The organism is Mangrovimonas sp. YM274, assembly GCF_030908385.1.
GTDB lineage: Bacteria > Bacteroidota > Bacteroidia > Flavobacteriales > Flavobacteriaceae > Mangrovimonas_A.
Map to the genome: position 1 here is coordinate 3,742,549 of NZ_CP133091.1, position 24,558 is coordinate 3,767,106.

Sequence of the window (24,558 nt, forward strand, 5' to 3'; positions counted from 1 at the left end):
CCAACATATAAAAGACAACATTTTCAAAACATATAGCCTTTTGAAGCCTAAAGCATAATTCAAATCTAAACTTTATATTTGCATAAAATATTCTGCCTTGAGTAAAACTGTTCTCTCGCAAACCTATGCACAGATGTTGCAAACGCAAAATCTGCAGACTGCTATTGCCAAAAATCAACAAACAGACGCCTTAAACACCTCTCCCAAAACACACGTGAAGGGATTAGTAGGCTCGTCTTTTTCTTTTGTAGTTGCTGAAACCTTTCAGCAAACAGACCAACCCTTTTTATTGGTTTTTAACGACAAGGAAGAAGCTGCCTTTTACCTCAACGATTTAGAATTATTATTGGGAGACAAGGATGTACTGTTCTATCCTGGTAGCTATAGACGCCCTTACCAAATCGAAGAAACAGACAATGCCAATGTATTGTTGAGAGCAGAGGTTTTAAACCGAATCAATTCCAGAAAAAAACCTGCCGTAATTGTCACCTATCCAGATGCCCTCTTTGAAAAGGTAGTAACTAGGAAAGAACTAGAGAAAAACACGCTTAAAATTTCGGTGAACGATAAACTTTCCATCGATTTTGTAAACGAGGTGCTATTTGAGTACAAATTTAAACGTGTAGATTTTGTAACCGAGCCGGGAGAATTTTCGGTGAGAGGAGGAATTGTGGACGTCTTTTCATTTTCGCATGATGAACCTTATCGCATTGAGTTTTTTGGTGATGAAGTAGACAGTATAAGGACCTTTGATGTCGAGAGCCAACTATCGACAGAACAGATCAAGAAAATAACCATAATCCCTAACGTTGCCAACAAACTCCTTGAAGAAAGCCGTCAGAGTTTTTTCAACTATATCTCTAAGAAATCGGTCGTTTTTATCAAAAATGCCGACATGCTTTTTGGCCGTATTGATGAGTTTTTTAAAAAGGCGGAAGAGGCCTTTGAAAAATTAGGTACAGAAATAAAGCATGCCACACCTGAAGAATTGTTTTGCCATTCACAACTGTTTAAAAAGCAACTTTTAGACTTTTCAATTGTTGAATTTGGAGCGTCTTCATTCTTCACTGCAGGATCTGCTAACAAAGAAGTGGTTTACAATACCACCCCTCAGCCGTCTTTCAACAAACAATTTGAATTATTAATAGACGATTTAAACAATAACCATAATAAAGGTTACACCAATTATATTGCCTGTGTAAGTGAGCAACAGGCCAAACGTTTCCATGATATTTTTGACGACATGGATCAAGAGGTACATTACGAAACCATTGTACTTTCCTTATATCAAGGGTTTGTAGATCACGACAACAAAATCACCTGCTATACCGACCATCAAATTTTTGAGCGCTATCATAAATTCCAACTTAAAAATGGCTACGCCAAAAAGCAGGCCATTACCCTTAAGGAACTTACCAATTTGGATATTGGCGACTATGTCACCCACATTGACCATGGCATTGGAAAATTTGGGGGGCTTCAAAAAATTGAAGTTGAAGGCAAAAAACAGGAAGCCATCAAGCTCATTTATGGCGAGCGTGATGTTCTGTACCTTAGCATTCATTCCCTACATAAAATTACCAAGTTTAACGGCAAGGACGGGAAACCTCCAAAAGTATACAAGCTAGGAAGCAAGGCTTGGAAAACCCTCAAACAAAAAACAAAGTCTAGGGTTAAGGAAATAGCCTTTAATTTAATTCAACTTTATGCCAAGCGAAAACTAGAAAAAGGATTTCAATACAATCCAGACAGTTATCTACAGCATGAGCTGGAGGCCTCTTTCCTCTACGAAGATACTCCAGATCAAAGTACCGCTACGGCCGATATTAAATCCGATATGGAAAGTGAGCGCCCAATGGACCGCTTGGTTTGTGGGGATGTTGGTTTTGGAAAAACCGAGGTGGCCATCCGGGCCGCTTTTAAAGCTGTTGACAATGGAAAACAGGTGGCCGTTTTGGTACCAACCACTATTTTGGCTTACCAACACTACCGTACTTTTCGGGAACGATTAAAGGATTTCCCTGTTACGGTTGATTATGTTAACCGTTTTAGAACAACCAAAGAAAAACGCACAACTTTGGAGAGTTTAGCCAGTGGCGGTGTTGATATCATTATTGGGACACATCAATTGGCTAACAAAACGGTGAAGTTTAAAAATCTTGGTTTGCTCATTGTCGATGAGGAACAAAAATTTGGAGTTGCGGTTAAAGAACGTCTTAAAACCCTTAAAGACAATGTAGACGTGCTTACCCTTACTGCTACACCAATTCCCAGAACCTTGCAGTTTAGCTTGATGGCCGCCAGAGACCTTTCGGTAATTACCACGCCACCACCTAACAGGTACCCAATTGAGAGCCATGTAATCCGTTTTAGTGAGGAAACTATTCGTGATGCCGTTACGTATGAAATTCAACGGGGTGGGCAGATTTTCTTCATCCACAACCGTATTGAAAACATCAAGGAAGTAGCCGGGCTAATCCAACGCTTGGTACCTGATGCCAAAGTTGCCATTGGCCACGGCCAAATGGATGGTAAAAAATTGGAAGAACTGATGTTGTCCTTCATTAATGGTGAATTTGACGTGCTTGTAAGTACAACCATTATTGAAAGTGGTTTGGACGTACCAAATGCCAATACCATTTTTATCAACAATGCCAATAATTTTGGATTGAGCGACCTTCACCAAATGCGGGGGCGTGTAGGCCGAAGCAACAAAAAGGCCTTTTGTTATTTTATAACCCCTGAATACTCTGCCATGACTCCGGATGCCAGAAAGCGTATTACAGCTTTGGAGCAATTCTCCGAATTAGGTAGTGGTTTCAACATCGCCATGAAAGATTTGGAAATCCGTGGGGCCGGTGATTTGTTGGGTGGTGAACAAAGTGGATTTATCAATGATATTGGTTTTGATACTTACCAAAAAATATTGAACGAGGCTATTGAAGAACTTAAGGAAAATGAATTTAAGGATCTTTATCCGGACGATGGTAAGGAAAAAGAATATGTAAAAGATATTACCATCGACACCGATTTTGAATTGCTATTCCCCGATGATTACATCAATAATATTACAGAACGCCTCAATCTTTACACGCAACTAAATGATATAAAAACTGAAGACGCCCTTCAAAAATTTGAATCGGAATTAGTTGATCGTTTTGGCGAAATGCCATTCCAAGTGGTGGATCTTTTGGACAGTGTACGCATTAAATGGATTGCAGCCAAAATGGGCCTTGAAAAAGTAATTATGAAAAAAGGCAAACTTATTGGCTATTTCATAAGCGACCAACAAAGTAGTTTTTACCAAAGTCAAGGCTTCACCAAAGTCTTACAATACGTACAATCTAATCCTCAAGCCTGCAAGATGAAAGAAAAAGAAACCCGTACAGGCCTTAGACTTCTACTAACATTTGACCATATAAAAACAGTAAAACAAGCCTTAAGTAGACTAAAAGATATATGAAAGGAAGCCATCTAAGCCATGTCTTTTGGCTAACTCTTGCCACCATTTTCATTAGCACTTCGGGAGCTTTGGGCAAATACATCGATATGCCCACAACGGTAATCATATGGTGGCGGTCCATTTTGGCTGCTGTATTCTTGTTTCTCTACTGTCATTTTAAAAAGATTCCTCTGGAAATTCATTCCAAAGACCGCTTTACTTTTTTGATAAGCGGATTACTTATGGGAGGCCATTGGATCACCTATTTTTACGCCTTAAAACTTTCCAATGTTGCTATTGGCATGCTATCCCTATTTACATTTCCCGTAATTACGGCATTATTGGAACCCCTATTTTCAAAAGTAAAATTCGATCCCATTCACCTTTTGTTGGGAGCCCTGGTTGGCTTTGGCATTTATATGTTAGCACCTGAATTCAGTTTGGAAAGCGGCCAATTTAAAGGTGCTTTGTTTGGTATTGCATCTGCCCTGTGTTATTCCGCTCGCATCTTGATTTTGAAACAGCATGTGGCCCGCTATAACGGCATTATGCTCATGTTCTATCAGGTGGCCATTCTATCCTTCGTTTTACTCCCATTCATTTTTCTTTTCGGTTTTGGAAAGGTTTCAGAACAATTTCCCTATGTTTTGATGCTTGCATTAGTAACCACAGCTATTGGCCACACTTTATTCATACAAAGCCTACGCTTTTTTGAGGCTAGTACGGCCAGTATTATAAGTAGTACCCAACCCATTTTTGGGATTATAATCGCTTATCTATTTTTAAATGAAAGGCCTACATGGAATACGTTTATTGGAGGAACATTAATTATATTTACTGTTATGATCGAAAGTTTTCGATCTTACAAAAAAAACGCCTCAGTCTAAATTTGGCTTAGTTATTGAGCATACAACCAACCATAGTCCTAATAAAAACCACATGAAAACACTTGCACATCTTTTATTGTTCCTACCCACGGTATTGATAGCCCAACATAAGGTTTCCGGCAAATTTACGCCCGCAAAAGATTACACCTATGCGCTGCTATACGAAGCCACTCCAACAGGGACCAATTTTGTGGATAAGAGCGAAATTGAAGAAGATGGCAGCTTTCATATTCAATTGGAGAGTTCTGTAAAACCGGGTATTTATAAAATTGTATATGCCCTACCCCCAGAAGAATACAATTTTGATTTAATCTATAACGGCAAAGAAGATGTAGCCCTCAATTTCAGCATTGAAAAGGGATTGGAATTCACAGCTTCCAACGAAAACAAACTTTGGTCTTCATATACCAAGAGTATGGAGCTGGTAAATATGGCTATTAGTAATTTTTATTCCCAAGAAAGTGCGGACCATGAAGCCTACAAAGATATTTTTAAAACCTTGGAAGACACTCAAAAAGGTTTTGAAGACGCTTCAAAAGGCACCATGGCCCATACGTTTATTACTGCCAATGCTCCCTACATCCCTCAAAGCTTTGAAGACCTCTCCACCTACTCCAATAATTTAAAACGTACCTATTTTAAACATGTAAATTTTTCCAATCCGCTATTGTTGAGCTCCGATTTTTTGAACGACCGAGTGCTGGCCTATGTATTTGGGATGGCTGCAGGGAGCGACAACGCAATTTACAAAGCCAATGTAGATGCCTTAATGGATACTATGAAAGAGGCCGACCCCATGGTACGAACTTCTTTGTTGCAAACCGTTTGGGACCGTTTTACTATAATGGAAAATACAGAAGTGGCCAATTACATAATTGATACTTACCTAGAAGACCTAGCCAAGAAAACCAACAATGGCGAACTGAGTAGAGCAATTATCAACTACAAGAAAAATGCGGTTGGAAATAAAGCCCAAAACTTTGATATGACCATACAAAAAGATGGCAAAGAGGTATCGACCACTCTATACGATTTGGATATAGCCGACCGTTATCTGGTAATTTTTTGGAGCAGCACCTGTTCCCATTGTCTGGCTGAATTACCACAGGTAAAAACTATTATTCCAAATGATATGCAGGTGATAGCAATTGGTCTAGAAAACAACAGCAAAACATGGGATTCTGAAAAATTGAAATACCCAAACTTTATCCATGTACTGGCTTTGGGAAAATGGGACAACAAATTAGCCGAGGACTATAATGTAACCGGCACACCTTCTTACTTTCTATTGGATAAAAACAAGATCATCACTTCAAAACCCTACGATATTGAAGAACTGAAAGAAGGTTTAAAGTAAACCCCTCATTTTCCATTGGGCCTGTTGATACTTTAACACTCTTAAAGCAAGTGCGGAATACGCAATACCTGTCCTGGATATATTTTATCGGGGTCTTTAAGCATGGGCTTATTGGCATCAAAGATAATGGGGTATTTCATGGCATTGCCGTAGTATTGTTTGGCAACCTTGCCTAGGGTATCTCCACTTTTAACCGTATAAAACTGGGCTTCAGGCTCCTTGTGCTCAACAGTCATCTGATCGTCAACCGTAGCAATCCCATTGGTGTTTCCAACAACTAAAACAACTTTTTCTTTGGTAGATTGATTGTAAGCCATTCCTGAAACCGTGGCCATATCTCCAGAAATTTCCACTTTTAACCCCTTTACCTTCAAGTCTAGATCGGCAATGGTTTCTTCTAAATTTTTAGCTGCTACTGCTTCGGCTTCCATTTTTACAGCAGTTGCTTCTGCCGCTTCTTCAGCCTCTGTTTTTCCTATGCCAAACACACTGGCTCCTGCGTCTTTAATAAACGAAAATAACCCCATAACTATCTGATTTTTAAATATTAACAATTCAATATTGTAAAATTCAAAAAATAATAGTTCAAATCCAATTAAAGTTACTAACTAAAAAAGTAAGAAAAGAAGAAACGCTCACTCGAAGAAATCGAAGTGAGCGTTTTAGGAAACTAAATAACCAACCAAAATTTAGTTTCTATCGTTATATTTTGTTTCTAACTAACGTAGAATTTTAATTTGCAATCTATTTTGAAAGCACTTTTCAATCATTCTATTTTTGAGCAGCACCCTCTTTCTTAAGAACGCCCAAAGAAACAAAATCTTGACCTAACAAATCATAATCTAATGTTAAAGTTTTAAGTTACGAATTATCCCCCACATTTACAACACTTTAACCGTTAAATAACGCGGTAAATATAGGAAAGATAACTGCAACACACCTTTGTTTCCAAGAAAAATATTTTCATTAAAATATCCTGTCTAACATATCGCATATTCAACCCATCAAAAGTTATACAAATTGTAAAAGGTTTAGGCTAGATAATTCTCACATGTAAAGCATTTCCACAACGGACTTCAACCTTTAGTAACATTTAAGATTTATATTTTATGTATTTTTGGCCTACAAAATTGTGACAACAAATGAGCACCCCCTTAAAATATGCTGTTTTTGGAGCCGGAAGTTGGGCTACTGCCATAGTAAAAATGCTATGCGAAAACTTAAATGAAGTTGGTTGGTATATGCGCAGCAGTTACATCAAGGGCCACCTTGAAAAAGAACAGCATAACCCAAGTTATCTTAGCTCTGTTGAGTTCCATTTGGAACAATTAAAATTGAGTAACGACATCAATGAAACGGCAGCGTATGCAGATGTATTGATATTTGCCATCCCATCGGCATTTATGCACTCTGAGCTTGAAAAATTAACTGCCGATATCTCCCAGAAAATAGTGGTTTCGGCTGTAAAGGGAATCATTCCAGAATCGGGACTGTTGGTTGGAGAGCACTTCCATGACATCTATAATATTCCTTTTGAAAATATTGCCGTCATTGCAGGGCCTTGCCACGCCGAAGAGGTTGCTCTGGAACGCTTGTCGTACCTAACCATATCCTGCGCCGATTCCAGCAAAGCCAAAGCAATAGGCAAAACCTTATCTAGCGATTATATCCGCACCAAGATCAGCGATGATATCATTGGGGTAGAATATGCCGTAATGTTGAAAAACATCTATGCCATTGCTGCGGGAATTGCCCACGGCTTAGGTTATGGAGACAACTTTCAAAGTGTCTTAATGAGTAATGCCATTCGTGAAATGAAACGCTTTATTAAAAAGATGCACAAAATGAAACGTAACATCAATAATTCGGCGTATTTGGGTGATTTACTAGTAACAGGATATTCGGTTTTTTCACGTAACCGCATGTTTGGAAACATGATCGGCAAAGGCTATACCGTTAAATCTGCACAAATGGAAATGAGCATGGTGGCAGAAGGTTATTATGCTACTAAAAGTGCCTATTTACTCAATGAGAAAAATAAGAAGAAAACCAATCTGCCTATCATTAATGCAGTTTACGATATCCTGTATGATGGTAAGGAACCAAAAAAGGTTTTTAAAAAATTGACTGAAAAACTGGACTAAACCTAATTATTTTACCAAAACACCTTTTTCCTGCATTAGCGGAACGGTTTGTAGCGCCTTTTTGTTGATGGTATTTTTTCTAAACAAATAGGTTTTATCAAACATTGTGTTGCCCTCAAAAAAGGTAATCTTAAACTCATTGTTTAGGCTCAGTAGTTCATCGGGCATGAATTCAATTTTAGCAAAACTACGTGCTGGCAACATTTTTAAAGTATGACGCATTATGGGGGTTTCCTTACTTTCGCTATACCCTTTGGACACAATTAACACGGTATCCAAATCCACATCCTTATTGTTGATAATGTAAGCGTTCCAATCCTGGGTTCGGTGTACTTTATTAAATTCATTGACTACTGCAACGTATACATCTTCTACCTTTGGAATTTGAATATCTTTCTTCATAATGCTTGTATCTACTTTTTAGGCTTGATAATTTTTGCAAAATTAGTCAAAAACGGTTTAATCAAAATAGGCATTTGAATAATTTGCTTCTGTAAAACCGCGAAGGTTATAGACTATTAAGTGGTTTAAAATTTCTCTTTTATTGTAAACTTCAAAGAGGTTGTTATTCCTGAAAGCAATTGCATCAATTCTTAAAAAGTAAAGTTCACACACCAATTTTAGATTCACACCAGGCTTGATATTGCCCTTTTCCTTAGCTTTTTCGAGCAATTGATATACAATATCAAACACAAAAACCTCCGAAAAATCATTAAACACTTTGTCTGCCTTAGGGTAATACTTTTTGATGCCAAATAAAAAAGAGGGCTTAAAATACCTCAAGTATTCAAACCCTCTTTCATAAATTAAAATGATACTCAAAATGGGATCTTCAATATTATCTTGAATAACCTCATTAATTTCTTCTTTGTACTCTTTAACTAAAACTGCTAAGCTCTCGGTTACCAGTTCTTCTTTATTCTTAAAATATTTATAAATGGTCTTTTTGGAAATACCCATGACCTCTGCAAGTTCATCAAGTGTAAAACGCTTACTTCCAAATTTCGTGAAATTTGTAATCGAACACTGTAAGATGTCACTTTTAAGGCTCATGATAATTTCCTTTTCACATTATTTCCATCCTCCTCCAAGAGCTTCATACAAGGTTACCACTGTTTGAAGCTGTTGTAACTTACTATCAATAACATTCAACTCGGCGCTTAAAGCACTTTGTCTAGCCGTCAATAAATCCAAATATGTTCCAAATCCATTGTTCAACAATTCTTCAGAGTTGCTTTCGGCTTGTCGCAACGCTTCAACCTCATTTTGTCTAAATTCATACTTCTTAGTTTCGGCATTGTAGGCATACAAGGCATTGGATACTTCTCCTCCCGCTACCAACAATGTCTTTTTAAAACTCAATAAAGCTTGCTCCTGTTGGGCCAACGCTACCTCTTGCTGGGTTTTAATTTTACGCTGATTGAAAATAGGCTGGGTTAACCCTCCTACAATATTAGCAAATAAGGATCCTGTATCAAACCAGTTGTTAAACTCCAAACTTTGAAATCCTCCCGCTGCGGTTAGGGTTAAGGATGGGTAGAAATTGGTTCTAGCTACATTGGTCATCTCAAAGGCTTGCACCAAACTATACTCCGCTGCCATAACATCTGGCCTGTTTCGCAACAATAGTGTAGGTACTCCCAACTTCATTTCCGTATCGATACTTTGGCCGTCCAATTGACTTCTTTCAAATTGTTGTGGCTGTTTGCCCAATAAAAGTGCCAAAGTGTTTTCTGAAGTAAAGATGGCTCTTTCAATATCTACTTGTAAGGCTTTGGCATTATTAAGCTGCGCAATGTTTTGATCTACCGCTACCTGGGTTACCTGTCCTGCATCCTTCAATGCTTTTATGGTTTCTACGCTGCGCTCTCTGTTTTCAATGGTCGCTTTGGTAACCTCCAATTGCGCATCCAATGCCAATAATTGATAATAGACTCCGGCAATACTGGAAACCAATTGTGTTTTCACAGCTTGGTGCGCTGCAACACTTTGTAAGAAGCTAGCTTGCGAAGCCCGCTTTTGACTTCTAATCTTTCCCCAAATATCGGCTTCCCAAGAAAGGTTTGCCGATAATTGGTACTGTTGTAACGAACCATTAAAAAAAGATCCAAACTGACTGTTTTTTGCCAGTTCTTGATGTGTTAAGGAAGCATCTGCCCCTATTGTTGGCCAAAATCCAGCCTTAGCCTGCCTAACATAGGACTCCGCCGCGGCCATTTGTTGAATGGCAATTCGGATGTCCAAATTGTTATTGAGTCCCTCCTCAATGTACTGTTGCAAATAAGCATCTGTAAACAATTCTTTCCAGGACACATCTGCCATAGAAACGCTATCCTGTGGTAAATTGTCTGTCCTGTACAAGTGCTCCGTTTCTTCCAACTCAGGACGTTCATAATTTTTGGCAACAAAACAACTTTGTAGCGTAGCTGCAACCAAAATTAATACTACAAATTTTAGATTTTGCGGTTTTATTATTGATCTCATATTATACTTCTTCATTGTGTTGTTGTATTACTGCTGGTTTACTAGATACTTTTTCTTGCAACCATTGGAATAAAATAAATAGAATTGGTATTACAAAAATCCCCAATATCGTTCCTATCAACATTCCCCCGGCAGCACCACTACCAATCGAATTGTTTCCTTCTGCACCTACACCTTTGGCCAACACCAAGGGCATTAAACCTAAAATGAAGGCAAAGGAAGTCATCAAAATTGGTCGCAAACGGGCCTGGGCTCCGTGTATGGCTGCATCTGCTATACTTTCTCCTTGGCGTCTTCGTTGCACGGCAAATTCCACAATTAAAATGGCATTCTTGGCCAATAACCCAACCAACATGATTAATGCAATCTGGAAGTAAATGTTATTCTGTAGTCCCATCATTTTTGTAGTAAAAAACGCTCCAAACACTCCCAAAGGAAGCGACAGAATTACAGCCAACGGCAACAAATAGCTCTCGTACTGTGCCGCCAAAAGGAAGTATACAAATACCACACAAAGCATAAAGATGAGCACAGTTTGATTTCCTGCATTTACTTCCTCCCGTGTTAAGCCTGAGTAAGCCACATCATACTGAGTTGGTAAACTTTTAAGTTCTTCTTCAATAATATCAATGGCATCTCCAGTACTAAATCCAGGATTGGAAGCTCCGGAAATTTTGGTGGAGTTATACAGGTTAAAACGAGTTACCGATTGTGGGCCATATACTCGTTTAAGCTTAACAAATTGAGTAATTGGAGTCATCTCCCCACTAGCTGTCTTGATGTACAACTCGTTGAGCGACTCCTTTTGGGAGCGATCTTCTGGTGCGGCTTGTACATACACCCGGTATTGCTTTCCAAATCTAGAGAAATCAGCTGCATAAATTCCTCCAATATAGCCTTGCATGGTTCCGAAAATAGAACTGATAGGCACCCCATATCTTTTAGCCAGAGGCACATCAATATCCATTTCATACTGTGGATATTTGGTATTGAACGACGATTGCCCATATTGAATTGCAGGATGCTGCATTAATCCGCCAATAAAGTCTTGGGTGGCAGCTTCAAGGTCGGCAAAATTACCTCCGGACTTGTCCAATAGGTTCACTTCAAAACCTGACGAGAGTCCAAATCCAGGAATACTTGGAGGCGCAAAGAAAATGATTTTGGCCTCAGGAATACTGGCAGCAATGCCAAATAGTTTACCAATAATGGCAGAAGCGGTTTCGTCCTCGTTTTCCCGTTCTTCCCATTTGTTAAGTTTTATAAACCCTAAACCATAGTTGGAACCGGTTCCGCTTATTAAACTCCTACCGTTAATTACCGTCACTCCTCTAACACCCGGCAAATCTTTTGCTTTATGGTACATGTCCTGCATCACCATATTGGTGCGGTCCATGGAAGATCCTGCAGGCAATTCTACATTCATAAATATAATCCCACGGTCTTCATCTGGCACAAATCCAGTTGGTGTAGTAGTGGCGGTCCACCAAATACCAACGGAAGCAAGAATTAAAATAACAGCGGATATCCATTTGTTTTTGTAAAGGAATCTTAAAGATTTTCCATAACGCGCTGTCGAGGCATTGAACCCTTTATTGAAACGGTCGTAAAAACCTTGCAAGAAACTTTTCTTTTCGTGGTCTTTTTCATCATGTCCTTTAAGAAACAAAGCACATAAGGCCGGACTTAAAGTCAATGCGTTGACGGCCGAAATCAAAATGGCCACAATCAAGGTAACTCCAAATTGCTCATAAAAGACACCCGTTGGCCCTTGTATAAAGGTTACAGGAATAAATACGGCAGCCATTACCAAAGTAATGGAAATAATAGCCCCAGAGATTTCGTGCATGGCATTCAAAGTTGCCTTTTTGGCACTGTGTTCGCCTTCATCCAATTTGGCGTGAACCGCCTCTACCACCACAATGGCATCATCTACCACAATACCAATGGCCAATACCAAGGCGAACAAGGTCAATAAATTGATAGAATATCCAAAAACACCAAGGAAAAAGAACGTACCAATAATAGCTACAGGTACCGCAATGGCCGGAATTAAGGTCGATCTAAAATCCTGCAAAAAGATAAACACCACGATGAATACCAAAATAAACGCTTCAATAAGCGTATGCTTTACTTTGTTCATAGAGGCTGTAAGGAATTCGTTGGTATCGTAATTGATTACGTAATGAACTCCTTCCGGGAACTCTTGGGACAAGCGCTCTAATTCCGATTGAATCTGTTGAATGATTTCCTGGGCATTTGATCCTGCCGTTTGGTAAATCCCCATGTTAATACTAGGGTTCCCATCGGTAAACCCAAAGGAATCGTATGATTGTGCATCCAATTGAATATCGGCAACATCTTTCAAACGTAAATATTCACCATTATCCAGTGCTTTAATAATAATGTTGCTATACTGGTCTTCCGACTTAAAACGTCCGCTATACGTAATGGTATAGGTAAACGCCTGTCCGTCATTTTGCCCCAAAGCACCAGCCGAAGCTTCCAAACTCTGTTCTCGTAATGCTGCAGTAACATCGGCAGGCAACAAATTAAAAGCGGCTAATTTTTCAGGTTTCAACCAAATACGCATCGCATAATCCTGGCTACCAAAAACGTTTACATTTCCAACACCTTTAACCCTTTGTAGCGAAGGAATAACATTAATTTTTAAATAATTCTGAAGATACGTCGCATTGTAATCTTCATTTTCGGAATACACCGACATAAACATCAAAGCACTGGTTTGTTGTTTTTGGGTTAAAACCCCCGTTTGAATTACCTCTTGAGGCAATAAGGGGTTAGCTCTAGCCACACGGTTTTGTACGTTTACCGCGGCAATATCCGGATCTGTTTCCTGATCGAAATATACAGTAATGGAAGCTGTACCTGCATTGGAAGCTGTAGAGGTAATATAGGTCATCCCTTCAACCCCATTGATCTGTTCTTCAATAGGAATGATTACACTCTCCATAATGGTTTCGGCACTGGCCCCAGGATACGTGGCATTTACCGTAATGGTTGGTGGCGCAATATCGGGGTATTGCTCTACAGGAAGCGTGGTAAAGCCCAGCACCCCTAAAATGACTATAATGATGGAGATTACGGTAGACAGTACCGGTCTCTCTATAAATGTTTTTAACATATGTCTTTAATTTCTATTTAGAATTATTGAAATAAAGGTTGGATGGGCTTTGCAACACTGTCAAAAGGGACTTCCTGAGGTTGTATAACAGTTTTGTTTCTTAATTTTCCTGTTCCACTAGCCACAATTTTATCACCAGACTTAACACCTGAACCCACCAAATACAAGTAACTGTTCTTGTCCTTTACGGTAATAGGTGTTGCAACCGTTTGGTTTTGCTCATTCACTTTGTAAACAAATATTTGTCCCTGTTGCTCAAAAGTTGCCGATTGCGGAATTACTGGTGCGTTTTGGTATACACTAGGAATTTTAATAATACCGCTGTTACCATTGGTAACCAAGCCATTTGGATTATCAAAAACAGCCCTAAAACTTACCGTTCCAGTAGTAGCATCTATTTGGCCTGTTACGGTTTGTATGGTTCCTTTTTGATCATAGTCCTGACCATTAGCCAATACCAAGGTTACTTTTGGAAAATTATTCACCTTGTCCTGAATTGTTTTTCCTTCGGTACTTTGCAAGAAATTTAAATACTCCGATTCACTCATTGAAAAGAAGGCATACACCTGGGCAATATCGGATACTGTAGTCAGGGCAGGGCTTGTGGCACTTACCAAAGACCCTTCACGATATGGAATAGCCCCAACATACCCATTCACTGGGCTTTTAACAGTGGCATAACCAATATTGGCAACCACACTGTTATAATTGCTCTTGGCTTGGGCCAATTGAGCTTTGGCTGTTTCCAATTGTACATTACTAATGATACCCTTTTTAACCAAGGGCTCCAGCTTTTCAACTTCTACCTGAGCCACATTTACAGAAGCTTGGGCTGCTTGAGCATCTTGACTTAAGGATTCTGTTTCCAACTTAAACAAAGCTTGTCCCTTACTTACCTTTTGTCCTTCGTCTACCAATACTTTTTGGATATATCCGCTTACTTTGGCTCTTACTTCACTAGATACAACACCCTGAATACTGGTTGGATAAGTTTTATATGCCGTCATTTCCTTATTAGGAACTGTCGTAACAGGAAATGGCTTGGGTTGCTGCTGTTGCTGCGCCGCTTGTTGCTTATTGTCTTGTCCACAACTTAATATAAACATCGCCGACACTGCGAACGACAGTATGGTCATTTTTCTTTTTCTCATATTATGCTAAATTATATAGTGCTACTCGTTTGATTGTTTATCTATGATTTTCTTTTTAAGCATACTAACTGCTCCTATAACCTCATCTAGAAATCCAATATAGTTGTCATGAAATTCCAGGTCGAACTTTGCAGTTCCATCTTCAGAAATAGTGTTTGCTCTTTCTTTATATGATTTTATTTCAAGATGTAGATTTCGTTGGGAAGACCACATTTCAATGAGCGCATTGATATGCTGAAAAATACTATCGCTATTGACGATGTAATACTTTTTACGGTCTCCAACTTTTGTGAAGTAGGTAAGTCTTTTTAAATCCAATAAATGGTTTAAATGTGTAGAAATAGTGCTTTTGCTGGCGCATAAATCGGTTACAAGATCATCAAAGGTCAAACCGGATTTTCCCGTGAGAATGGCGTAGGATACTATTCGCGCAGCTACTGGGGCCAACTTCTCGGTATTTTCAATAAGTACCCCTAGTTTTTCGACCAATCGTTGCTTTTCTGTTAACATATCATTCTCCATAACCAAAAATATTTCCACAAAAATACGTTTGGTTCGGGAATAACCGAACTAACTGGCCGTTAAAAAATTGTTAAATAAAAAAGCCGGTCTAAACCGGCTTCTTACATATATAAGGTATCTCTTAAAGTGCTGATTTGAACTGCTCTAAAAATCTCACATCATTCTCACTCAACAATCTAATATCATTGATTTGATGCAATAACATTGCGATACGATCAATCCCTACTCCAAAGGCAAATCCGGAATATACTTTTGGATCGATATTGCAGTTGGTTAAAACATTTGGATCTACCATTCCGCAACCTCCAATCTCCAACCAACCGGTCCCTTTGGTAATTCTGTAATCCGATTCTGTTTCCAATCCCCAGTACACATCAATCTCGGCACTTGGTTCGGTAAATGGGAAGTACGATGGTCTTAATCTAATTTTAGATTTCCCAAACATCTCCGTAGTAAAATATTGCAAGGTCTGTTTTAAGTCCGCAAAACTTACATCCTTATCAATATACAATCCCTCTACTTGGTGGAAAAAACAGTGTGAACGCGCCGAAATAGCCTCGTTTCTATACACTCTTCCCGGAGAAATTGTTCTAATAGGCGGTTTGTTATCTTCCATATAACGTACCTGTACAGAACTAGTATGGGTACGCAATAAAATATCAGGAATGGTTTGGATAAAGAAGGTGTCCTGCATGTCTCTTGCCGGATGGTACTCTGGAAGATTCAAAGCGGTAAAGTTGTGCCAATCGTCTTCAATTTCTGGCCCTTCGCTTACGTTAAAGCCAATACGTGAAAAAATATCAATAACCTGATTTTTAACAATCGACACGGGATGTCTCGCGCCCAATTCAATGGGTTCTCCCGGACGGGATAAATCGCCATAAATGCCTTTTACCTCCTCCTTAGCTTCCAACTCTTCCTTTAATGCATTGACTTTTTCTTCGGCTGTCTTTTTAAGGGCATTGATTACCTGACCAAATTCTTTCTTTTGGTCGTTGGCTACATTTTTGAATTCTGCAAAATACTCCTTCAACAAGCCTTTAGACCCCAAATATTTAATTCGGAACGCTTCAACTTCCTCTTTGGATTGTGCCTTAAATTCTTCTGCTTCAGCAATTAATTCTTTAATCTTTTCTATCATGATATCCTTTGAAATGACTGCAAATTTAATAAATCTTATTCTATATATTCTGCTTCCACAAAATAGTTAACAATGGCTTCTTTCATCAACACCGATTGCTCTCCAGCCTTTAAAAACGGTAAGGCTTCCTTCACCTTATAATGAGGCCATTTGTCTTCATCATAATAATCAAATTCATAGTAACCATAGGGTTCTAACAAACGGCAAATAGCAATGTGCATCAAATCCACTTTATGGTCCTTTTTAAAGCGGCGGCCCAATTGGCCCAATTCCTGCACCCCAATAAGATAAATTATAGCATCAAGGTCCAACGTATCCCCATCAGCAAATTGTTGGGACAGCTTTTGCACCACCAAATCCCATCGTTCTTTTAATTGTTCGTCTCTTGACATAGCATTTTTAAAAGGGCAAAGTTACTAAACATCATTGTACCTAAGGACATCTCTTCCAAAAAAAGACGATAAGTGCCCGTAATGTGTATATTTGTTGAAATTATTGACCCCATGAGTGTAATTGACATTGTATTAGGAGCCCTACTGCTTTTTGGAATAGTTAGAGGTTTTTTAAAAGGTCTTTTTGTAGAAGTAGCTTCTTTGATTGCTTTGGTTGCAGGTGTTTTCGGCGCCATGCATTTTAGTAACTATGCCGCCAATTTTCTTGAAAGCAAAGTAGATTGGGATGAAAACACCATAACTATTACCGCCTTTGCCATAACCTTTGTGATCATTGTACTGCTGATTGCCCTTGCGGGAAAAGCACTTACCAAATTAGCCGATTTTGCAGCCTTGGGAATCATTAACAAATTATTAGGTGCCCTTTTTGGAGGTTTGAAAATTGGACTGATTTTAAGTGTCATCCTAATTGTTTATGAACGCATGAATAACTCCATGCCTTTCTCTAATGAAAAGCAATTTGAAGATTCCATTCTCTATACCCCTGTAAAATCTTTGGCTCCTATGATATTTCCGGCCTTTTTAAATCCGGAACAAATGGAAGGCTTGCTTGACGGAGATTCTAAAACCGAAGACGACAGCAAGAGTTAATAACAATCCATTTTCAGTTGCCCTTGTGCTTGATAAAAGCTTAAGGGTTTATGGGTAAACTCGACACAAATAGATTCCAAAACTCCCAACACTCCTTTTTGCATTGCCAAGGAGCCGCAGAGCATAATGACGCCGCCATTATAAAGGGTTTGTGCTATTTCGCTAGCATTGTCATGCAGTTTGTCCTGCACATAGCATTGTTCAGCTTCACGGGAAAGTACCAACTCAAAATCATTCAATTTTTTCTGAAGTAACAAGGCATCTATTTGCGGTTGATATAAATTGAAGGACGCCTGAGTTCGCAAACCTAGATAAAGTTTGGTTTCCCTATGCTTTTTATTTTGATGGAGCATTCCCAAAAAAGGCGCCACTCCGGTACCATTGGCAATAAGAATGACCTTTGGAGCTTTAACTGGAAAATGAAATGACGTATTTTTGATGATTTTAGCCTTGAATTTATCTCCTACCAACAAATCATTTAGGTAATTGGAGCCCAAACCGTGCTCGTAGAATTTAATGCTCAATTGAATGTTTCCATCAACCTTCCCAATCGAATACAACCGCTCCCGATAGTCATTCTTTGGATAGATAGCCAACAAATCCCCAGAGGTAAACTTCTGTGTTTTTTTTGGTTTTAATTTGAGTAGAAAGGTACTATCTAGATTATCGCTAACCGATGTCTTAGCCACAACCTTGATTTTTTTAGTTTGCTTTCGGTTAGGTACTAAATCTCCCTCTGGAATTTCCACAGTTAAACCTACATTGGCACTCCATGAACCTACAAACTGATGGAAGGCTTCTAGAGATTTATCGTTAATAGTGGTAACTTCCATGGCTCTTTCAAAATACACCTCCATAGCTTTATCTATATCATAAGCGAATTGACAAAAATCGGGATAAGCTAAAGAACCAAAACCAACTACTGCATACCTACATTTATTAGGTTGTTTGATGATTTTTAATTGTTCCAAAAACTTATCCGCGTTGGTAGGCGCTTCTCCCTGCCCGTAGGTAGCTGTAAAAGCAATAAGATGTTCAGCTTTTGGAAATTGAGTATAATCGTTCAACTCCGTAATAAATACCTTTTCTCCAGCCTCAATTAACTGTTTATAAAACGCATTGGCATATTGCATGGTCGAACCATTTTCGGAGCCTACCAAAATGATGTATTGACATTCCTCTCTTCGGAATTTATTCTTTAATCCCGACGCACGACGCTTCAAGGTCATATCAAAACCGGAATAAATAAAAAACAAGATATTGATACTAGCCAAACCCAAAATAAAAGCCCAAATTGTATTGCCCCTTCCTGTATGCAACACCATGCTTAGATTGGTAACCACTTCCACCATGGGTGCTTTCAAGCTACTTAACACTTCTCCCGTATATTGGTTCACTACCAACTCTTCCTGTTTTAGCTTTAAGGTAAAATAATCCTCTACATCGTCAGAAAAGGGAAATTCCAATGTTTCAACTTCAGAAAGTGGTGTGTTTTGGAACAATTCAAATTCAGAAACATCACGTTTTGGAATCTCTGAAATTGTATTAAAATCAATCTTGTGCTTTTCCTTGCTTTCTGGCAACAGATTGAATTTTTCCAAAGACAGGTATACCCCAGTAAGGGTAATAATGATGATAGGAATTAAGGACAGACGCCCCAAGACCACATGCCAATACTGACTAAAATTCTCATTGACAATCTTAGCAAAAAACTGTTGGATGCCTCTTTGTCGTTTCACTATTAGAATGGTCCCGGTAATAGCAATCACAAACAGTAAAAAAGAGCACAGTCCCACAAAAAAACGACCGACACTCTTTAAAAATAAAGACCTATGAAAATTGGTAACCCATTGAAAAAATTTGGAAGGCTGCAGTTTTGCTCCCAAAAACTCAGCCGTAACTGGATTAAAATACCCTTCCAAGTTGTCGCCATTCTCTGTGAATACAGAGGCTATTACAAAATGATTGGCATCAACCTTGATGTCGATAACTTCCGGGTAGGTTTCCTTAAATACCTCAACAGTTTTGGCCACAGACACCTCATCCAAATTGGCAACTTTGTAAGGTGCCAATTGTTCAGAAATAGGCTGAAATGCCAAAATGGCCCCAGTTATGGAAGCCAAAAGGATAAAAACAACAGAAGATACAGCCAATGCAAGGTGACTGTATCTCCAAATTGAAATGGTCATATTACGATTGTTTAATTGGGCATCATGCGGACATACCGAATAAACCCAGTGCCTTCCACTTTACTTTTTATGCTTTCTGATGTCAATGGAAATTCAACATCCTGGGTATAATACCCTTGGTCTTCCACAGCTGTTTCAAAACGAATGCTGTAGCCTGCATCAATTTTGGAATCTTCGATTTCGATAACATTAATACTGCGCTCTCCCCCTGAGATTGTAGCCCCAGTAATAGCATCGATATTGTTTCGTTTTTTACCGTAAAATTGCCACCAAGATTCCAAGGTATTGTACCACTCATTATCATCTCCCTGCACAAACAGTGTTTGCTCATAGTCACCATCAGGATTGATCAATGAAATGACTACATAAGCCCCTTCCCCTGTATAATTGGTCAATTGGATCATGCATTTATATTTGGTTGATGGTCCTTGATTGGTAAATGACGCCAATCCAAAAACCATAGTCAATCCAAGTATTATTAAACGTATATTTTTCATTCTGTAAATGTCTTATTTTAAAAATTCTATTGAAATGTTATTGCTTTTCAACAATTCATTTTCCTGGGCCAAGTCGTAGGCCGTCTCCTCAAATTCGGTCATAAGGGTTTTGTTCGCACCTTGTGCCACCAAGTATTTCATAATGCCATCATCGGAAGCTTTCATGGCTGCCAAATGCAAAGCAGTGTTCCCGTCTCCATTTTTAGCATTCACATCAATTTTCATTTCCGAAGCCATTTTCAACAACTCCAAACTTCCTTTTTCAACAGCCATATGATACCATGTATTGCCATTTTTTTGGGTTTGTCCCAACAGTAATCCATGTTTCTCTAGGCTGCTTAATTTTTCGGAAAACTCCTTAGGGTTTCTAGTTGAATAAGAATTTACCAAAGCATAAACCAAACTATTTCCCTCAGTATCTACAACATCTATTTTCGCTCCTCTCTTCATCAAGAATTCAACCACTTCAACAGAATTTCCTTCCACAGCATAAAACAAAGCTGTTTGTCCTTTTTTGTTGGCATGATTGATATCCTTAAGGGTTTTGGACATTAGTTTTACCATGTCTAAATTATTTCTGTAAGCGGCATTCATAAAAGGTGTATTTCCATCATGATCTTCTTCATTCACGTCCAAACCTTTCTCCAAGAGATAGCGTATCAATTCTTCATCCTTACTTCTTGAAGCCAAAATATGTAAAGGTGTCTGCCCTTCTCTATTGATGACATTAGGATTGAGGCCTTGTTCCTCCAAAAATTTATAGACTTCAATACCGTTAGTCTTTCCTCTGGTTCCATAGGCTGCAAACATAAAAGCTTGGTTATTCCCATTTACACCTCTTCCTTCTAGAACTTTCAAGGCTTCCAAATTACCAGTCCTTGCCACGTAGTTAAAAATCCCATTGCCGTCTGAATCCACGCTATTGATATCCAATCCCTTTTTCTGAAAGTATTCTACCAATTGAAAATCCTCATCATTTGGTGCTACCAACAGCAAAGCATTTGCTCCATTAGGCGTGAGATCTTTTTTTAAATTCGCACCATTGGCCAAACAAAGGTCGTACACATCAGTGTTCTTCTGACCTGAAGAGGCTGCAAAATTTAAGATGGTATTGCCTTTATCATCTGTAATATCGGTTTTGGCACCGTGCTGCAACAAATACTCCATGACTTGGGTATTGCCCTTATACGCTGCCCAGAAAATGTAGGTACGTCCGTCGTGGGTTAGTTTGTTAACATCATTGCCTTCTTGGGATATCAAATAGGTAATGCTGTTAAATGGAGCATCTTGTAAAATGGCATATACCACGCCATCAAAATTATTACCATTAGCTTGAGCAGGGTCATTCCCTTCTGCAATTTTCGCTTTAATCGCCGCTACATTTGGTTGCGATTTCCAAAAGTCTCGGTTTAAAAAAACGTTATCCTGTGCAAACGATTGTATCCCCAGTAGCAACATAGCACCGAGGATACAGGATTTAAAACAACTATTCATAAGCTTATTTTACAAACGATTCAATTAACGGATTGATTTCCTCCGCTGTTTGGTATTTTTCAGCATCAAACAAATATTTGAACAACACCTTGTTATCCACTTTTTCCTGCAAATATAAATCTTTATGTCTTGCAAACACGTCATCCCACTTAGCTCTTACCAAAGCCCATTTTGCCTGATTGGTATTCCAGTAATCTTGAGCCGCTTTACACATGCTATCGACTACTTTTACATAGGTATTGTATCCTTTTTCCTGAGCCAAGACCTTATCTTCCTTTCCTTCCTCACGCACTAACTTATCATTGTCTTGATTGTGAATCCAACCGCTAGCTGTAATCTCGTGACGATTTCTTCTTACCGTCACATTATAATCACTACGTTGGGTATACTCGCGTCTTGGTAGTGGCGCAGTTGTAGTATTTTCCCAATAGCTTTTGCCATCTACATGTACCCAAGTCGCAGTCCCTTCATATCTTGGGCTGTCGTCCACTTGAAATACTTTTTGCGTCCACTGTCCTTTTACTTCACTTTTCGGCAAACTTTGGTAGCTCCATTTATTATCATGGTCGTACACATACAAATCGGTGTTTTCAAATTCCCAATCCTGTCTCCAATGCTTCACAATATGAGGCGCCTCCGATGGTCCTACAATCAATAAATGCTGCATGGAAATTTTATCCTTGCTATCCTCTACCAACTGTACCCACTCCAAACCTCTATCGTGTTTTGTTTTGGAAGGCACATATGTTGAATCTCCCGAATACTCAAAGGTTTCAGCAAAATTGAAATTTACCTTATAACAGCCACACATATCTTTAATGGCTTGTTGATCTTGTTTCTTTTTGTTTTGGGCATGTAGGTTCACACTTAAAAATAATGCCGCTGCAACTAATGGAAAAATACGTTTCATTGAAAAAAATTATTCTTATTTAGATTGATTTAAAATAACATTGATATATTTGCAACGCAAAACTAATCAAGAATGAGTCTAAATAAAAATAAAATTATCGTTTATTTTTTACTTTTTTTAAGCCGCTTCGCCTTTTCGCAGGAAGTAACACAGGACTCTACCCAAATTGAAGAACTCCAAGAGGTCATGGTTACGGCCACTCGAACCGAAAGACAGCTATCGTCTTTACCGCTGCCTGCCCAGTTGATTTCGAAAAAAGAAATTCAACAAATCAACTCCATGAGATTAAGCGATTTAATCAATGAACAAACTGGTTTAATTACTATACCCGACTTTGGAGGTGGGGAAGGCATACAAATGCAGGGCTTAGATTCGCAGTATACTTTAATCATGATTGATGGCGTCCCTTTAATTGGACGCTCGGCAGGAACTTTGGATATCAGTAGAATTTCCGTTGGAAATATTAAACAAATAGAAATTATTAAAGGGGCCTCCTCCAGTCTTTATGGAAGTGAAGCTCTTGGAGGCGTAATCAATATTATTACCGAAGACCCTAATGCCGGAATCCAAGGACAAGTAAGTTCCAGATATGGTTCTTTCCAGACTTATGACACATCGCTTTCCTTAGGCTACAAAAAAGAGGCCTTTGCCATAAGTGGATTTTACAACCGTTTTAGCAGTGAAGGTTACGATTTAAACAAAACTGATGCTCTAAATACGGTAGAGCCATTTGCTAACCATACTGTAAACACTCAAATTACCTACAATTTCTCAGAGCAAACAAACCTGTCTTTATCAGGAAGATATTATACCCAAAATCAAGATTATGTAGCTTCTGAAAACCTAAAGGGAAAAAGTGATATAAATGAATGGAATACCCATTTAAAACTCAACCACACATACAACCCAAAATGGAACAGCTATTTTGAATTGTATGCCACGCAATACAAAGCAGAGGAATACCTTAATAATATAGACTATTCTAGATATAGCGATGCCTATTTTGACCAACTCATGATGAGGCCAGAAATGCGTGCACTTTTTGAACCCAATGACAAGCATAATGCGATAGTTGGAATTGGCTGGACACATGAACGCTTAAATAGAACTGACTTTAGCACCAATCCCGAATTTAACTCCCCTTACATTTATGCACAATATGATGCTAACCCAACGGACAAACTTAACCTTATAATTGGAGCCAGATTTGACCACCACAGTGAATACAATTCACAATTCAGTCCAAAGGCAGCTTTACGTTATAAATTAAACACAAAGATTGCAGTTAAAGCATCTGTTGGTTATGGCTTTAAAGCTCCAGATTTTAGGCAACTCTATTTTGATTTCTCCAATTCCGCCGTCGGATATACGGTCTTAGGATATAACGCGGTTACCACAGCAATTCCTCAAATGGAAGCCAATGGTGAAATAGCCAACATTGTAGTACCAATTTCAGAATTCGAAGCCCATTTAAAGGCCGAAAATTCCATAGCCTATAATCTAGGGGTCGATTACAAGCCTTTTTCATCTTTAAAACTTAACCTAAACTTGTTCCGAAACACTATTAATGATTTAATAGATACCCGAGTTGTTGCAAATAAAACAAATGGTCAAAATGTATTTAGCTATTACAATGTAAACAACGTCTTTACTCAAGGCTTAGAACTCAATACAAGTTGGAAACCCAATAACAATCTAACTATATCGGGAGGGTATCAATTACTATATGCAAAGGATAAAGCGGCTCAAGACAACTTTGAAAACGGAACTGTTTATGCTAGGCTTACTCCAAGCTCCCCATCGTTTCAACTCAACAAAAAAGACTATTTCGGCCTTTATAATCGTTCAAGGCATATGGCTAATTTCAAGGTCTTCTACGTGTTCCCAAAATGGAAATTGGATGCGAACCTTAGAGGTACCTACCGAAGTAAATATGGTCTGTATGATACCAATGGCAACACCTATCTAGATGCCTATGATGAGTTTGTTGACGGATATTCAATTTGGGACATTGCCTTTAACAAAACGGTTTTTAAACATTACAAAATAGGTTTTGGCATTGACAATCTGTTTGGCTTTACCGATACGCAACATATCAGCAACATATCAGGTCGCAATATTTACGGAAAACTTAATATTCAAATTTAAATAA

The 24,558-nt window shown here is 38.7% G+C and carries 19 protein-coding genes; 6 read left to right on the top strand and 13 right to left on the bottom strand.

What is annotated here, in order from left to right; all coding sequences use genetic code 11:
- The first annotated feature begins 97 nt into the window (after nucleotides 1-97).
- Genes mfd through RBH95_RS16400 form a run of 3 tightly spaced genes read left to right on the top strand, consistent with a single transcriptional unit; the run spans nucleotide 98 to nucleotide 5,686 of the window.
- Nucleotides 98-3,463 (top strand): transcription-repair coupling factor, encoded by a 3,366-nt coding sequence (mfd, locus tag RBH95_RS16390; RefSeq protein ID WP_307900640.1) that lies wholly within the window; start codon nucleotides 98-100, stop codon nucleotides 3,461-3,463.
- Nucleotides 3,460-4,329 (top strand): DMT family transporter, encoded by an 870-nt coding sequence (locus RBH95_RS16395; RefSeq protein ID WP_307900641.1) that lies wholly within the window; start codon nucleotides 3,460-3,462, stop codon nucleotides 4,327-4,329. Before mfd ends, RBH95_RS16395 begins: the two co-directional genes overlap by 4 nt.
- 52 nt (nucleotides 4,330-4,381) lie before the next feature.
- Nucleotides 4,382-5,686: a TlpA disulfide reductase family protein gene (locus RBH95_RS16400; RefSeq protein ID WP_307900642.1), complete on the top strand. Its 1,305-nt coding sequence runs from the start codon at nucleotides 4,382-4,384 to the stop codon at nucleotides 5,684-5,686.
- Between the two features lie 41 nt (nucleotides 5,687-5,727).
- On the opposite strand, the gene lysM is transcribed toward RBH95_RS16400, so the two are convergent.
- Nucleotides 5,728-6,213 carry a peptidoglycan-binding protein LysM gene (gene lysM, locus RBH95_RS16405; RefSeq protein WP_307900643.1) on the bottom strand — a complete coding sequence of 162 codons (486 nt, stop codon included), beginning with the start codon at nucleotides 6,211-6,213 and terminating at the stop codon, nucleotides 5,728-5,730.
- A 615-nt stretch (nucleotides 6,214-6,828) separates the two neighbouring features.
- On the opposite strand from lysM, the gene RBH95_RS16410 reads away from it, so the two are divergent.
- Nucleotides 6,829-7,830, top strand: coding sequence for an NAD(P)H-dependent glycerol-3-phosphate dehydrogenase (locus tag RBH95_RS16410; RefSeq protein WP_307900644.1), 1,002 nt, complete (start codon nucleotides 6,829-6,831; stop codon nucleotides 7,828-7,830).
- A gap of 6 nt (nucleotides 7,831-7,836) precedes the next feature.
- Here the strand turns inward: RBH95_RS16410 and RBH95_RS16415 are convergent, their stop codons facing one another.
- From RBH95_RS16415 to RBH95_RS16450, 8 genes are all read right to left on the bottom strand, one after another.
- Nucleotides 7,837-8,232 carry a hypothetical protein gene (locus RBH95_RS16415; protein WP_307900645.1) on the bottom strand — a complete coding sequence of 132 codons (396 nt, stop codon included), beginning with the start codon at nucleotides 8,230-8,232 and terminating at the stop codon, nucleotides 7,837-7,839.
- 57 nt (nucleotides 8,233-8,289) lie between these two features.
- A complete protein-coding gene (locus RBH95_RS16420) occupies nucleotides 8,290-8,883 on the bottom strand; it encodes a TetR/AcrR family transcriptional regulator (RefSeq protein ID WP_307900646.1) in 594 nt (197 codons plus the stop codon).
- Nucleotides 8,884-8,901: 18 nt separating this feature from the next.
- Nucleotides 8,902-10,314: an efflux transporter outer membrane subunit gene (locus RBH95_RS16425; RefSeq protein ID WP_307900647.1), complete on the bottom strand. Its 1,413-nt coding sequence runs from the start codon at nucleotides 10,312-10,314 to the stop codon at nucleotides 8,902-8,904.
- A gap of 1 nt (nucleotide 10,315) precedes the next feature.
- Nucleotides 10,316-13,459: an efflux RND transporter permease subunit gene (locus tag RBH95_RS16430; RefSeq protein WP_307900648.1), complete on the bottom strand. Its 3,144-nt coding sequence runs from the start codon at nucleotides 13,457-13,459 to the stop codon at nucleotides 10,316-10,318.
- A gap of 23 nt (nucleotides 13,460-13,482) precedes the next feature.
- Nucleotides 13,483-14,610, bottom strand: coding sequence for an efflux RND transporter periplasmic adaptor subunit (locus RBH95_RS16435; RefSeq protein WP_307900649.1), 1,128 nt, complete (start codon nucleotides 14,608-14,610; stop codon nucleotides 13,483-13,485).
- Nucleotides 14,611-14,631: 21 nt separating this feature from the next.
- The gene (locus RBH95_RS16440; protein WP_307900650.1) at nucleotides 14,632-15,132 is read right to left on the bottom strand and encodes a GbsR/MarR family transcriptional regulator; all 501 of its coding nucleotides are present in this window, start codon (nucleotides 15,130-15,132) and stop codon (nucleotides 14,632-14,634) included.
- Nucleotides 15,133-15,253: 121 nt separating this feature from the next.
- Nucleotides 15,254-16,273 (bottom strand): phenylalanine--tRNA ligase subunit alpha, encoded by a 1,020-nt coding sequence (gene pheS / locus RBH95_RS16445; RefSeq protein WP_307900651.1) that lies wholly within the window; start codon nucleotides 16,271-16,273, stop codon nucleotides 15,254-15,256.
- A gap of 35 nt (nucleotides 16,274-16,308) precedes the next feature.
- On the bottom strand, nucleotides 16,309-16,665 hold the full coding sequence (locus RBH95_RS16450) for a hypothetical protein (protein WP_307900652.1): 357 nt from the start codon (nucleotides 16,663-16,665) through the stop codon (nucleotides 16,309-16,311).
- Between the two features lie 111 nt (nucleotides 16,666-16,776).
- Here RBH95_RS16450 and RBH95_RS16455 point away from each other — a divergent pair, with 111 nt between their 5' ends.
- A complete protein-coding gene (locus RBH95_RS16455) occupies nucleotides 16,777-17,316 on the top strand; it encodes a CvpA family protein (protein WP_307900653.1) in 540 nt (179 codons plus the stop codon).
- Here the strand turns inward: RBH95_RS16455 and RBH95_RS16460 are convergent.
- The 4 genes from RBH95_RS16460 to RBH95_RS16475 are packed head-to-tail and all read right to left on the bottom strand — an operon-like array spanning nucleotide 17,313 to nucleotide 22,406.
- The gene (locus tag RBH95_RS16460; RefSeq protein ID WP_307900654.1) at nucleotides 17,313-19,505 is read right to left on the bottom strand and encodes a PepSY domain-containing protein; all 2,193 of its coding nucleotides are present in this window, start codon (nucleotides 19,503-19,505) and stop codon (nucleotides 17,313-17,315) included. The genes RBH95_RS16455 and RBH95_RS16460 overlap by 4 nt on opposite strands.
- Before the next feature lie 11 nt (nucleotides 19,506-19,516).
- The gene (locus RBH95_RS16465) at nucleotides 19,517-20,002 is read right to left on the bottom strand and encodes a DUF2271 domain-containing protein (RefSeq protein ID WP_307900655.1); all 486 of its coding nucleotides are present in this window, start codon (nucleotides 20,000-20,002) and stop codon (nucleotides 19,517-19,519) included.
- 12 nt (nucleotides 20,003-20,014) lie between these two features.
- Nucleotides 20,015-21,496: an ankyrin repeat domain-containing protein gene (locus tag RBH95_RS16470; RefSeq protein ID WP_307900656.1), complete on the bottom strand. Its 1,482-nt coding sequence runs from the start codon at nucleotides 21,494-21,496 to the stop codon at nucleotides 20,015-20,017.
- 4 nt (nucleotides 21,497-21,500) lie between these two features.
- Nucleotides 21,501-22,406 (bottom strand): DUF6607 family protein, encoded by a 906-nt coding sequence (locus RBH95_RS16475; protein ID WP_307900657.1) that lies wholly within the window; start codon nucleotides 22,404-22,406, stop codon nucleotides 21,501-21,503.
- Between the two features lie 72 nt (nucleotides 22,407-22,478).
- Here RBH95_RS16475 and RBH95_RS16480 point away from each other — a divergent pair, with 72 nt between their 5' ends.
- Nucleotides 22,479-24,554 (top strand): TonB-dependent siderophore receptor, encoded by a 2,076-nt coding sequence (locus tag RBH95_RS16480; RefSeq protein WP_307900658.1) that lies wholly within the window; start codon nucleotides 22,479-22,481, stop codon nucleotides 24,552-24,554.
- Nucleotides 24,555-24,558 lie beyond the last annotated feature (4 nt).

What these genes read in the sequence shown, in the direction of transcription:
- RBH95_RS16395 (WP_307900641.1), top strand. Translation starts at nt 3,460, where the DNA reads ATGAAAGGAAGCCATCTAAGCCATGTCTTTTGGCTAACTCTTGCCACC.
- RBH95_RS16400 (WP_307900642.1), top strand. Translation starts at nt 4,382, where the DNA reads ATGAAAACACTTGCACATCTTTTATTGTTCCTACCCACGGTATTGATA.
- lysM (WP_307900643.1), bottom strand. Translation starts at nt 6,213, where the DNA reads ATGGGGTTATTTTCGTTTATTAAAGACGCAGGAGCCAGTGTGTTTGGC.
- RBH95_RS16410 (WP_307900644.1), top strand. Translation starts at nt 6,829, where the DNA reads ATGAGCACCCCCTTAAAATATGCTGTTTTTGGAGCCGGAAGTTGGGCT.
- RBH95_RS16415 (WP_307900645.1), bottom strand. Translation starts at nt 8,232, where the DNA reads ATGAAGAAAGATATTCAAATTCCAAAGGTAGAAGATGTATACGTTGCA.
- RBH95_RS16420 (WP_307900646.1), bottom strand. Translation starts at nt 8,883, where the DNA reads ATGAGCCTTAAAAGTGACATCTTACAGTGTTCGATTACAAATTTCACG.
- RBH95_RS16425 (WP_307900647.1), bottom strand. Translation starts at nt 10,314, where the DNA reads ATGAGATCAATAATAAAACCGCAAAATCTAAAATTTGTAGTATTAATT.
- RBH95_RS16430 (WP_307900648.1), bottom strand. Translation starts at nt 13,459, where the DNA reads ATGTTAAAAACATTTATAGAGAGACCGGTACTGTCTACCGTAATCTCC.
- RBH95_RS16435 (WP_307900649.1), bottom strand. Translation starts at nt 14,610, where the DNA reads ATGAGAAAAAGAAAAATGACCATACTGTCGTTCGCAGTGTCGGCGATG.
- RBH95_RS16440 (WP_307900650.1), bottom strand. Translation starts at nt 15,132, where the DNA reads ATGGAGAATGATATGTTAACAGAAAAGCAACGATTGGTCGAAAAACTA.
- pheS (WP_307900651.1), bottom strand. Translation starts at nt 16,273, where the DNA reads ATGATAGAAAAGATTAAAGAATTAATTGCTGAAGCAGAAGAATTTAAG.
- RBH95_RS16450 (WP_307900652.1), bottom strand. Translation starts at nt 16,665, where the DNA reads ATGTCAAGAGACGAACAATTAAAAGAACGATGGGATTTGGTGGTGCAA.
- RBH95_RS16455 (WP_307900653.1), top strand. Translation starts at nt 16,777, where the DNA reads ATGAGTGTAATTGACATTGTATTAGGAGCCCTACTGCTTTTTGGAATA.
- RBH95_RS16460 (WP_307900654.1), bottom strand. Translation starts at nt 19,505, where the DNA reads ATGACCATTTCAATTTGGAGATACAGTCACCTTGCATTGGCTGTATCT.
- RBH95_RS16465 (WP_307900655.1), bottom strand. Translation starts at nt 20,002, where the DNA reads ATGAAAAATATACGTTTAATAATACTTGGATTGACTATGGTTTTTGGA.
- RBH95_RS16470 (WP_307900656.1), bottom strand. Translation starts at nt 21,496, where the DNA reads ATGAATAGTTGTTTTAAATCCTGTATCCTCGGTGCTATGTTGCTACTG.
- RBH95_RS16475 (WP_307900657.1), bottom strand. Translation starts at nt 22,406, where the DNA reads ATGAAACGTATTTTTCCATTAGTTGCAGCGGCATTATTTTTAAGTGTG.
- RBH95_RS16480 (WP_307900658.1), top strand. Translation starts at nt 22,479, where the DNA reads ATGAGTCTAAATAAAAATAAAATTATCGTTTATTTTTTACTTTTTTTA.